The 11,591-nt window shown below is 68.1% G+C and carries 9 protein-coding genes and 3 pseudogenes; 6 read left to right on the forward strand and 6 right to left on the reverse strand.

Translation table 11 applies throughout. The features are described 5' to 3' along the window. Window positions 1–108: 108 nt before the first annotated feature. The 6 genes and pseudogenes from ACRDP3_RS09200 to ACRDP3_RS09225 all read right to left on the reverse strand — a co-directional run bounded on the left by ACRDP3_RS09200 (window position 109) and on the right by ACRDP3_RS09225 (window position 5,911). Window positions 109–848, reverse strand: a pseudogene (locus ACRDP3_RS09200) (prepilin peptidase). Window positions 849–866: 18 nt separating this feature from the next. Then, the gene (locus ACRDP3_RS09205; protein ID WP_431516369.1) at window positions 867–1,769 is read right to left on the reverse strand and encodes a branched-chain amino acid aminotransferase; all 903 of its coding nucleotides are present in this window, start codon (window positions 1,767–1,769) and stop codon (window positions 867–869) included. Continuing rightward, a complete protein-coding gene (locus tag ACRDP3_RS09210) occupies window positions 1,766–3,049 on the reverse strand; it encodes an ATP-grasp domain-containing protein (protein WP_431516370.1) in 1,284 nt (427 codons plus the stop codon). The genes ACRDP3_RS09205 and ACRDP3_RS09210 overlap by 4 nt, the downstream gene beginning before the upstream one ends. Continuing rightward, on the reverse strand, window positions 3,046–3,963 hold the full coding sequence (locus ACRDP3_RS09215) for a DMT family transporter (protein ID WP_431516371.1): 918 nt from the start codon (window positions 3,961–3,963) through the stop codon (window positions 3,046–3,048). The genes ACRDP3_RS09210 and ACRDP3_RS09215 overlap by 4 nt, the downstream gene beginning before the upstream one ends. Window positions 3,964–4,028: 65 nt before the next feature. Beyond that, entirely contained in the window at window positions 4,029–5,291 is a 1,263-nt protein-coding gene (locus ACRDP3_RS09220; protein ID WP_431516372.1) for a DUF6421 family protein, read from the reverse strand. 2 nt (window positions 5,292–5,293) lie between these two features. After that, entirely contained in the window at window positions 5,294–5,911 is a 618-nt protein-coding gene (locus ACRDP3_RS09225; protein ID WP_431516373.1) for a bacilysin biosynthesis protein BacA, read from the reverse strand. A gap of 309 nt (window positions 5,912–6,220) precedes the next feature. Here ACRDP3_RS09225 and ACRDP3_RS09230 point away from each other — a divergent pair, with 309 nt between their 5' ends. The 6 genes and pseudogenes from ACRDP3_RS09230 to ACRDP3_RS09255 all read left to right on the forward strand — a co-directional run bounded on the left by ACRDP3_RS09230 (window position 6,221) and on the right by ACRDP3_RS09255 (window position 11,430). Next, window positions 6,221–6,463: a hypothetical protein gene (locus ACRDP3_RS09230; protein WP_431516374.1), complete on the forward strand. Its 243-nt coding sequence runs from the start codon at window positions 6,221–6,223 to the stop codon at window positions 6,461–6,463. Window positions 6,464–6,538: 75 nt separating this feature from the next. Next, a complete protein-coding gene (locus tag ACRDP3_RS09235; RefSeq protein WP_431516375.1) occupies window positions 6,539–6,673 on the forward strand; it encodes a hypothetical protein in 135 nt (44 codons plus the stop codon). A gap of 830 nt (window positions 6,674–7,503) precedes the next feature. After that, window positions 7,504–7,626: pseudogene (locus tag ACRDP3_RS09240) on the forward strand (DUF6531 domain-containing protein); the annotation flags it as partial. 2,815 nt (window positions 7,627–10,441) lie between these two features. Further along, a pseudogene (locus ACRDP3_RS09245) lies at window positions 10,442–10,570 on the forward strand (RHS repeat-associated core domain-containing protein); the annotation flags it as partial. 33 nt (window positions 10,571–10,603) lie between these two features. After that, on the forward strand, window positions 10,604–11,017 hold the full coding sequence (locus ACRDP3_RS09250; protein WP_431516377.1) for a hypothetical protein: 414 nt from the start codon (window positions 10,604–10,606) through the stop codon (window positions 11,015–11,017). After that, window positions 11,014–11,430, forward strand: coding sequence for a hypothetical protein (locus tag ACRDP3_RS09255; protein ID WP_431516376.1), 417 nt, complete (start codon window positions 11,014–11,016; stop codon window positions 11,428–11,430). The genes ACRDP3_RS09250 and ACRDP3_RS09255 overlap by 4 nt, the downstream gene beginning before the upstream one ends. The last annotated feature ends 161 nt before the right edge of the window (window positions 11,431–11,591 follow it).

The following is an 11,591-nucleotide window of genomic DNA, read 5'->3' on the forward strand; positions in this document are numbered from 1 at the left end:
GGTTCGGACCGGCCCGAGGGGGGGTTTCCACCATAGACCCTCGCGGGGAGCCCGTCCGGGACCAGCCGTGAGGCCGCCGTGTCGGCCTCACGGCGCGGACTCCCCCGCTCAGGTGCCGGCCCCGCCGAGCAGTACGCCCAGCGCGGCGCCCAGCACCATGAAGGGACCGAAGGGTATGGCCGTCTTGCGGCTCGCCCGTCCGGCCACCATCAGCGCACCCCCGTAGCCGGCCAGGAGCAGGAAACCGAGGAAGGCACCCGCGAAGAGGGACCCCCAGCCGTACCACGCAAGAGCGACGCCCAGCGTGAGCGCCAACTTGACGTCGCCGAAGCCGAGTCCGCGCGGATGCACCAGGAACAGCACGAAGTAGGCACCCGCGAGGGCGAGTCCGCCCAGCAGCGCCCGTACCCAACTGCCGCCCGCGCCCGGCAGCAGGGCGGCAACGCCGAGCAGCGCGGCGGTGGTTACGGCCAGCGGCAGGGTCAGTACGTCCGGCAGCCGGCGGGCCCGCCGGTCCACGGCGGCGAGCAGCAGCCCGAACGGCACGAGCAGCAGCCACACCGCCAACTCCGGCCGCGCGCCCACCGCGGCGGCGAGTACCGCACAGCTGACGGCGCCGGCGGCGACGAAGAAGCCCGCACCCGGCCCGTACGCGCCCGGGCCCCCTCACACAGCGCACACCGCGCCCGCCCGGCCCAGCCCCGCCACGACACCGGCAACGGGTGCCCTTCGGGGCACTCCGCCCGCCAGGACTCCCCCGTCTCGACGGCGAGCCGGTGCACGGCCCGCGGCAGCAACACCCCGACGGCGGCCCCGTATCCGGCCGCCCCCACGGTCAACGCCAACATCCCCAGCACACCGCGAGCCTATGCGCTCGCCCGGCCGCGCTCGGGCGCCGGAGAGTGAACGAGCCGCGTGTATGCCTCCCTCAGGACGGTGGTCGTCTTGCCTACCTGGAACTCGTGGTCGTCGATTGCCCGCACGGGCTGGACCTCGTAGGCCGTGCCGGTGAGAAAGCACTCGTCGAACGTGCTGAGTTCCCCGGGGAGGATGTGTCGCTCGACCACCGGGATGCCGAGGTGACGGGCCAGGTCGAGCACCGTCTGCCGGGTGATGCCGGCAAGGAAGCAGTCGGCCGTCGGCGTGTGCAACTCGTCGCCGGCCACGAGGAAGAGGTTGGCCCCGGTGGCCTCTGCGACATAGCCCCGGTAGTCCAGCAGCAGTGCGTCGTCGAAGCCGGCTTCGTCGGCGGCGTCGCGCGCCAAGGTGCATATGTTGTACAGGGATGCCGCTTTGGCCCGGACAGGTGCGGTGTCCGGCGCGGGGCGCCGCCAGCGCGAGGTACTCAGCCGGATGCCGTGCTCCTTTGCGCTCGCCGAGAAGACGTGCGGCCACTCCCAGGTGGCGATGGCGACATGGACGGAGGTGCCGGCGCTGGACACGCTGATCTGCTCGCTGCCGCGCCATGCGACCGGCCGGACATAGCCGTTTCCGATGCCTTGTCTGCGGACGAGTTCGAGAGTGGCCTCGTCGAGGTCCGTACAGGAGAAGGGGATTCGGAAGCCGAGCTCCCGCGCCGACTCATGGAGCCGTCGCGTGTGTTCGGCCAGTTTGAAGATGTGGCCGTCGTAGACCCGTTCGCCTTCGAAGACACCGCCGCCGTAGTGGAGACCGTGGGTGAGGACGTGCAGGCGTGCGTCGGACCAGGGAACGAACTCCCCGTCCAGCCAGATGACTCCGTGGCGGTCGTCGAGAGCCTCGTGGGTCACCGCGCACCTCCAGCCGGTGCGTAGTCGATGAGGATGCGGCTTTCGAGGGTGCGATGGAATTCCTCCGCGTCCTCGGTGGAGGGATGGTGGGAGAGGATGAACGCCGGATAGCCGGTGAAGTCGGGGTAGGGGCGCACGACATCGCCCGGACGCAGCATCTGGACGATGTGGTCCACCCGAGGATCCTCGGCCACTTCCTCCAGGCCGTGGATGGCGGTGATCCGTCCGGAACCTCCGCACGGCACGATGTAGTTGGCCGCGGCACCGGTCGCCCGCACCGGCTGTGCCGGCGGGGCGGGTACCGGACAGGGGGTGAGCCCCGCGGCGATGCGCAGCGCGTCAGCTGCCAGGTCGGCTCCGGTGACGTGCTCGACGATGTAGTGGGAGACGCCGGAGCCGCCGACACGGGCGCCGAGTTCCAGCAGATACGGCCGTTTCCCCCCGCGCAGCCGCAGTTCGGTGTGGGTGGGGCCGTGTGTCACTCCGAGAGCGGAGTGAGCGGCCACAACCTCGCGGACCACGGCTTCCCGTACGTGCGACGAGAGCGCGGCCGGGGCCCGATAGACGCCCTCTTCGAAGTGCGGGCCGACCGGCTCGCCCTTGTAGCCGATGGTGAGCACCTTGACCTCGCCGCGATAGGCGAGGGACTCCACGGCGAGTTCCGGACCGTCCAGATACTCCTCGATGACCAGACCAGTGACCTGGTTCAACTTGTCCCGGCAGACCTGCCACACCTCTTCGACGACGGCACCGAGCTCGTCCTCGCTGTCGGCCTTGGTCACGCCGAGGCTGGAGAAGCCGTTCGCCGGCTTGACCACTACCGGGAATTCGAGACGGGTGCCATCGACCCACGCTCCGGGGTCGTCCAGGACGACGAAGCCGGGTACGTTCAGTCCGGCTTCGGCCAGCCGCTGCCGCATGATCCGCTTGTCCTGCACGGCCCGTGCGATGCCGCTGCCGAGACCCGGCAGCCCGAGCGCTTCGGCCGCGTCGGCGACGAACGGCACGGCCGGATCGTAGAGCGTGACGATGCCGTCGAACGGGGCGCTCTCGTACCGCTCTCTCAAGATTTCCATGGCCTTGGCCGGGGCTCCCTCCACGTCCAGAGGGAGCACGTCCACCACGGCGGGCGGCAGCCGGCCGGCGGATACGGACTCGTCAGGGCGCGGGACCAGAACGATGTCGATGCCTGCTCGCCTCGCACTGTCGAAAACCCAGGGCAGTGAGGTGCGCTGGTAGACCAGGACGACTGTGGGGCGTGGCGCGGGTGGTGCTGTCACGATGTGCTTCTTCCGGATTCGGTGGTGCGAACGGCCCGAGGGGCTTCCGGGGCGGGCGCGGCGCGGGGCGGGGCGACTGTCATCCACACACCCGCCGAGCACAGCGCCAGGAGCAGGACGGAGACCAGACCCGGCGCATCCGCCGCCCCCCAGGACCATTCGCCCAGGCGCACAAGGAACGGCACCATGAGTGCGACTGCGGAGGTGAACAACGGGCCCTTGCGCAGGATCAGTTCGTGGGAGATCAGGAAGACCGGCGCGGTGAGCACCGCACCCAGCACCGCGACCCCGGCCCACTGGCCGGCGTCGATCCTGCCCAGCGGTACGAAAGCGACCGAGGCCATCCCCAGCATGACCGTGCCCGCGCCTGTAACCGCGGGGAGCGCGGCCATGGGCGGTACGTCGGACATGTGCTGCCGGTAGACGTAGCCGTACAGGGCGTACGCGAACGTGCCCGCGAGAGCGAACAGGATTCCGGTAACCAGCACTCCGGACCCGGCGCCGCCGCTCGCCGGGCCTCCGTCCAGCGCATAGCCGAGAGCCGCGGCGACAGCCAGGACAGTCCCGAGGACCTTGCGTACGCCCGTCTGCTCGCGGAAGGCCACGACGCCGATCGCGAAGGTGATACACGGCAGGAGAGACACCACCAGGCCCACCCGGGAGGCGCCGATCCGGTCGACGCCGAGCAGAGTTCCCGTGTAGTAGGCGAAGAACCCCAAGAACGCGAGGAACGCGACCGCCCTCCAACGGCCTGCACCGGCCCGTATGGCGGGCCAGCTTCGTGGCCGCAGCGCGGAGATCGTACTGATCACCAGAAAACTCGCCCCGGTGCGGCCGGCCGCGACGGCCAGCGGCGGCGTATCGCTCACCAGCCTCCCGGCCACCACCCATCCCGTCGCCAGCAGCAACACCATGAGACAGGACAAGGCCGGGACACCGAGGCGGTCACTCCACCGGCGATCGTGCTCAATGGCCGACCTCACCACTCCGCCTCTGCGAACCGCAGCGGTGGCAGCGCTGCCAGCGACCGCTTGGCCCGCAGCAGGACGTTCTGGTCCTCGGTGAAGCGATACCGCTGCTTCACCTCACCCTCGGGCAGATAGTCGCGGACGAGCGCCTTGGCCGCGGCCCGGTACTCGTCGTCGGTGTTGACCTGTTCTTCGAGCTCCTCGACGGTGGCGACGTACTCGCGCAGGGCACCCAGAGTCTTGTCCCGGTCCAGGTGCAGCATCCCGCCTGCCTCCGGCGAGCCGGTCAGCGCACCATGCGCGCGAAGCCAGGAGTAGAGGAACACGCCGGTGCCGGAATCGAAGTTCCGGGTGGCGTCGTCCGCCTGCGGGTAGCGGAAGATCCGCTCCAGCAGGATCATGTCGATCTGTTCCTGCGCGTGCGGAAGGCCGCCATCTGCGCAGGCGAGGACGGTCTTGACGTCGACCTTGATCTCCTCCAGGAGGCCGACGAACCAGTTCATCTTCAGAGAGATGTGCTGATCGAACGGCCAACGCCCCTGGTAGTGCATGGAGTCGTGCAGGTAGCCCCAGATCGCGCGGGCCTCGAAGCAGACCTCGGGGGTCAGCCCGGACGAGGCCCGGGGTATGGACTCGGCGGTCAGGACGGCCTCGGCCCCGGGCAGGGCGTACGTCTCGTGGATCTTCCGCATCTTGTTGTAGAAGAACATCGCGTACTGCTGCTCTTCGACTTTGTCGTGCGCGGCCACGTTTTCGGGAAAGAACACGATGCAGTTTCCGTGTGCGAAGCCATCGCTGCCCGCGATGAGCACGAGTGACTGGCAGTTGTTCTTGGGGTGGGGGAAAGTGGTGGCCAGTCGCGGCAGTGCGTCTGGTTCCTTCCGCAGCGCGAAGAAACAGTCGAACCGCTTGCCGACCGGCGGCACGCTGTTGGTGGTCTGCGCGGGGGCTATGAAGAATACCGGCTTCCCGTCGGCGGGCGGCTGGAGCGCGTCACGGGAGCGTCCGAAGTGCGGCGCGTTGTCGAGGCCGTCGCCGAGCCAGCGATCCACGTCTGCGGCCAGTGCGTCGGCCTGATCGGCCCGGTCGTTGCGGCGGTACCAGGCAGTCGCCTCCGCCCGGATCTCGGCGAGCAACTCCCGGTCCGCGGCCCGCGAGTCCGGCACCGTACCGTCATCGGCCTGGCGCCGGCGGAAGCGGTTGACCTTGGGGATGAGGGATCCGGCGAGATCCGCCGCCTCGGCACGCACGGCGGAGGGGATGGGGGCACTCATCGTCACAGCAGCGCTCCCGTGGTTTCCGGCCGGCCGGCCGCCGTGTCCGCCGCCGCGTCCGTCGCCACGTCCACCGCGAGCACTTGGTGAATGGTGAAGACCATGGGAACCGGGCCGTAGTCCCGCAGTACACGCAGCCCGTACCGCTCGGCGGCGACGATGGTCGTGACGCAGCCCTCGCTACTGCCGGCGGCGCAGTCGATGGCCGCCTGAGAATTGCTCAGCACCAACCGGGACTCGGCCGCCTCCGGGACCAGTCCGACCGGGGCGGGGTGTGTGGAGACGGTACGAGGGTTGTCCACTCCCGCGCTCGCCAGGACCATGTTGTGGGTCGGCATGATGAAACTGTCGACCATGTGCAACCGGTGCAGGTTCCCGAACGTCAGGGTGTGCAGCGCCGGATAGACCGCGCAGGCCGCCAGCGCGTGCTCCCCGTCGTCGGGCACCGCGTCAAGGGCGGCCTCGAGCGATGCATGGAGTTGGATCTTCCCGTCGATCCCCCGTCGGTGCAGCCACTCATGGGCCGCGGTTTCCAGGTTGGTGCCGTGCGGGCCGAGCGTATGGACATAGCGAATGCCATCCGCGCCTATACCCGTACGTCTGTGGGACTCAGCAATCATGTTCAGGATTCCCCCTTCGCCGGCCACGGGGCGATGGCCCGGGACCGGATAGCTCTGCCGCGGCCGGCGAACCTCGCCGATCTCACGGCACCGGGCGCATGCCCGACTATGCTCCGCACTTCTCACATGCAAGGACCCCGATGAAGTTCCCCCGGCGGAGCGGTCATTCGATCTTCATGCTGTGAGCACGACGCCGTGACTGTACTTGAGGCGTGGCAATCGGGTGGGGTATTTCGTGGTGGTCGCACGGCGCCCGGCCGGCCTGCCACCGTGATCCCGCAGCGGGCGGCCCCTGCGAGCACTCGGAGAGTGGCCGACGCCACACCCCTGGACCTGCGGGATCTCCGACAACTGTTCGCGCGGGGTGCGATGTTGGGATGGCAGGCATACACGGGGGAGGCAACTGGTGGGGAACGACGGCAAGGTTCTGGACATCAAGACCGCACCGCGGATCTGAAGGACGCGGCGCCGGTCTTTCACGAGCAGAGCAAGAAGCTGAGCACGGCGCTCACCACGCTCGTCACGAAGCTGGACGCGATCGGGAAGCCGTAGGGTGAGGACGAGGCGGGCAAGAAGTTCGAGCACAAGTACAGCCCGAATCAGAAGTCCATCGAGAGCGCGACGGGTGTGCTGGTGCTGGGCCTGGTCAGCATCCATGAGGCCATGAAGGACATGGCCGACGGGCACGTCGACAACGAAGAGCAGATCAAGGGCATGTTCACCAAGGTCAGCCCCAAGGACCAGCACGAGGATCACAAGTGAGTGTCGTCGACGAGGCGAAGGAGATCCTCGACGATCTCGGTCTGAGCTGGCCGGGCGGCGATCCGGGAAAGCTGCGGGAAGCGGCGGACGCGTGGCGGGCCTTCGCTGAGAGCGTCGATGACGTCCGCACCCCGGTGAACAAGGCCGCCAAGTCGCTGATCCACCACAACAAGGGCGAAGCCATCGACGCCTTCGAGGTGTTCTGGGGTCGCTATGTCGGTGAGGGGGACAACGGCTGGCTCCAGGACATTCCGAAGTCGGCCCGAAGCATGGCCAAGGCGCTGGATCAGCTCGCGGACGCCATCGATGACGCGGTGGAGCAGATCTGGAACGAGATCATCATCGGTGCAACGGTCATCGCCGCCGGCTTCGCGCTGGGGTTCGTCACCTTCGGGGCGGGCAATGCTGCCGGGGTCGCCGCCGCGGAAGGGGTCATCGCCTTCGGCGCCACGATGGGCGTGACGGTCTCGGGCACCGTGGCCCGTATCGCGGCGGGCGTGCTGGTGGGTTACGCGTTCGGCGGCGTGGAGAGCGTGGCCCTGGAACTGGCCGTCGCCCAGCCGATGCGGATCGCCACCGGTCAGCAGCAGGGCTTCAGCCTGGATCAGGTCAACGAGGCCGCGAAGACCGGCTCGCTGTACGGCGGGGTGCTGGGTGGGGGCTTCGCCGCGGGCATGGGCCCACTGGTCAAGGGGCCGAACTCCACGCCTCCGATGTTGCGGCCCCCGGCCCTCCGTGCGGATCTGGTCAAGCCGGGACCCGCTTCCCGCTGCACGGCCACGTGCCCGACGAAGGGTGAACCGGTCGATGTGGCGACCGGGGCCCTGCTGATGCAGCAGACCGATGTATCGCTGCCGGCTTCATTGCCGCTGCTCATAGAGCGCACCCACATGTCTTCCTACCGGGCGGGAACGTACTTCGGTCCGACGTGGATCTCCACCCTGGACGAACAGGTCCAACTCGACTCGGACGGCGTGGTGTTCGCGGCGGCGGACGGCATGCGGCTGGTGTATCCGGTACCGGAGCCGGACGTGCCGGTACTGCCCTCGAAGGGCGCGCGCTGGCCGCTGGAGTGGGACGGGAAGCCGGACGGGGTGCTGACGATCACCGACCCGGACACGGGTGTCGTACGCACCTTCGCGCACCCCGCGCCTACGGAAGAACCCACCGCCGTTCAGCTCCCGTTGGAGTCCTGGCAGGACCGCAACGGTGCGCGAATCGAAGTCGAGCGCACTGCCCGGGGGATACCCACCGCCCTGCGCCACTCCGGCGGCTATTGCCTCGCCGTCGACACCGAAGGCCCGCGCGTCACCGCGCTGCGGCTGCTGGACGAGGCGCCTTCGGTGTACGAGGCGCCCGGGGCGCCGAGCCGGGGCACGGTGGTCATGCGCTACGGCTACGACGAGGCGGGCAACCTCGCCGAGGTCATCAATTCCAGTGGGAAACCGCTGCGGTTCACCTACGACGACGAGGGCCGGATGCTCTCGTGGACGGACCGCAACGGCACCTCTTTCGCGTACGAGTACGACGAGGCGGGCCGGGTCGTACGCACTGAGGGCAGCGAGGGGATCTTCAACGGCTCGTTCGCCTACGACGAGGCGCAGACAACCACCTACACCGACTCCCTCGGCCACCGGACCAGCTGCCGATACAACGAAGACGGCCAGGTGGTCGAGGAGACCGACCCACTCGGCCACACCACGTACACCGCCTGGGACGAGCGCGGCACGGACCGGCTCTCCTTCACTGACGCCCTGGGCCGGACCACGCGCTACGCCTACGACGACGATGGCAACCTCACCGACGTCACCCTCCCGGACGGTTCGACCGCCCACGCCGCCTACAACTCCCTCCGGCAACCGGTCGACGTTACCGAGCCCGGCGGCACCGCCTGGCGGCACGCCTACGACGAACTGGGCAACCTCACCTCGAGGACCGAACCGGACGGCGCCGAGAGCCACTACGCCTACGACGACCGGGGCCACCTGACCTCCGTCACCGATGCCCTCGGGCACGAACGCCACATCACCTGCGACGCGGCGGGCCTGCCCGCCACCGTCACCGACACGCTGAGTCACACGACCCGCGTACGCCGTGACACATTCGGCCGGGTAGTGGAGATCACCGACCCGCTCGGCCACACGATCCGCATGGGCTGGACGACCGAGGGCAAGCCGAGCTGGCGCCAGGACGCCGAGGGCAACCGGGAGAGCTGGACATGGGACGGCGAGGGCAACCTCCTCACCCACACCGACCCGGCGGGCCACGTCACCCGCCACACCTCCGCCCACTTCGACGTCCCGGCGACGCGCACCGATCCGGACGGCGCGACGTACGCCTTCGCCTACGACACCGAGCTGCGCCTGACCGAGGTCACCAGCCCCCAGGGGTTGTCCTGGACGTACGAGTACGACGCGGCCGGCCACCTCACCTCCGAAACCGACTTCGACGACCGCACCCTCATCTACGCCCTCGACCCCACAGGCGACGTGCTTGCCCGCACCAACGGCGCGGGTGAGACCCTGCACTACACCCGCGACGTACTCGGCCGCACCGTCGAACAGCGCGACGACAGCGACCAGATCACCACCTACACCTACGACGCCTCGGGCCACCTCACCGCTGCCGCGAACGTGGACGCCGAGGTCACCATCGAGCGCGACGCGCTCGGCCGTGTCCTGGCCGAGACAGTGAACAGCCGCAGGGTCGGCTACGCCTATGACCAACTGGGTCGCCGCGCCCGCCGCACCACCCCCTCCGGGCTCACGTCGGAATGGACCTACGACGCCGAGGGCCGGCCCCTCCGGCTGTCCTCCTCCGCCGGAACGTTGACCTTCGGCTACGACGCGGCGGGCCGGGAGACCGAAAGGCGAGTCGGCGACGGGGTGACCCTCGCCCAGACCTGGGACGCCGCCGATCGCATCACCACCCAGACCGTCACCTCTCACGGACGCGAATCGGAACCCGCCCGTGTCCTCCAGCACCGCGCCTACGCGTACCGCCCGGACGGCTACCTCACCGAGATCCGCGAACTGACCTCCGGCACCCGTCGCTTCGACCTTGACCCCATGGGCCGGGTCACCGGCGTCCAGGCGCACGGCTGGAACGAGACCTACCGCTACGACACCGCGGGCAACCTCACCCAAGCGGCAGCCCCCGCTCACGAGTCGCCCGGCGACCGCGAGTTCACCGGCACCCGAATACGCACGGCGGGCCGCACCAGCTACGAACACGACGCGCAGGGCCGCCTCGTGCGCCGCACCCGCAAGCTGCTCAACGGCCAGGCCCACACCTGGACCTACACCTGGAACGCCCAGGACCAGCTCACCGCGGCCACCACCCCCGATGGCGACCACTGGGCGTACACCTACGACCCGCTGGGCCGCCGCCTCACCAAGCAGCGCACACCCGGCGACGACGCAGAGTCCGACACAGCCCCCGACGCCCTCACCCTCACCTTCACCTGGGACGGCACCCGCCTCGCCGAACAGGCAACCCACGAGGGTCGCGTCACCACCTGGGACTACGCACCCGGCACCCACTCGCCCCTGACCCAGACAGACCACAAACCGCTCACCCTCGCCCCGGGCGAATCCCGCATCTCACAGCTGGCCCACGTGGGGTCGGCCGCCCACCCAGCCCCGCTTCCACGCGATCATCACCGACCTCGTCGGCACCCCCACCGAACTGGTCACCCCCGAGGGCAACGTCGCTCGCCAACACCGCACCACCCTCTGGGGCACCCAACTTCCCGCCCCACCCGGCGAGGTGAACTGCCCCCTCCGCTTCCCGGGTCAGTACGCCGACCCCGAAACCGGCCTCCACTACAACTACTTCCGTCACTACGACCCCGAAACCGCCCGCTACACCTCCCCGGACCCCTTGGGCCTTTATCCGGCGCCGAACCCGGCAATCTACATCCGTAACTCGTTGACGTGGCTCGACCCGCTTGGACTCGAAGGTAATGGCGGTCTGGAGCGGGTGGATCCGAGTGAGATCAACTTCTCGCAGCGAACTGTGGCGTCCAACGACTATGCAGAGCAGATGAAGTCCGGGAAGTGGGATTGGGACCGCCCAGGATCAGCGCTCCGGGTAATGGAAGTAGACGGACAGCTCGTCACCTACGATAACCGTAGACTGGACGCGGCACGTGAGGCCGGGAAGCCCGTTACCATCGAACGGGTCAATCCCGACGACCCGTTCCCCAACTCCCCGGTAGGAAAAACCTGGGGGGACAAATTCAAGGCTCGCTTCAGGGACCCGAGAAACCGCAAGGCAGGCGGGGTGGTGCCTGCCCAAGGGCTGCCTGAACGCCCGACCAAGATCCCGAAGGGATGCAAATGACCACGATCACAGAACTCTGGAGCCAAGAGAACATTCCCATCCGAGATGCCCTTTACATGGCAAACGGCAGCTCTTATGACGTAGTGGTGAATTCGACTTCTTGGTCCGGGATCGATTTCCTCAAATCATTCGATCTAGACGCTCACTTGGCCAGTGACCCTGAATGGGTATCGTCGATCGAAGTGACACACACACTCGAACTGGCCGATCGTGATCGGCTTTGCTGCGGGGAAGGTTCTCATGGTTCAGAGGGCTTCGTTGGCAGAATCGACAAGGATGGAGAGCTGAAATGGGTTATCTACCTAGAATACTCGAACCCATTCATCGAGATTCATCTGATGGATGACTTTGCCGTTTTCCGTTCCAGCTCTGATGTACTGGTGAAGGTTGATCCTGACAACCCGCTGAGATGAGCCGAGCGCGGCAGTGCGTCTGTTCCGGCCATGAATGGGGTCGAACTTGCAACACAATGAGGGTCATTGAGCCCCTAGTACTCCAGCTGTAGATCGTGATCTTCATGTCTGGGATGTGGCTTGTCGGCGGTAATGGCTGGTCTGTGATCGTGCCTGGTGGC

Source organism: Streptomyces sp. (assembly GCF_050698815.1).
Classification (GTDB): domain Bacteria; phylum Actinomycetota; class Actinomycetes; order Streptomycetales; family Streptomycetaceae; genus Streptomyces.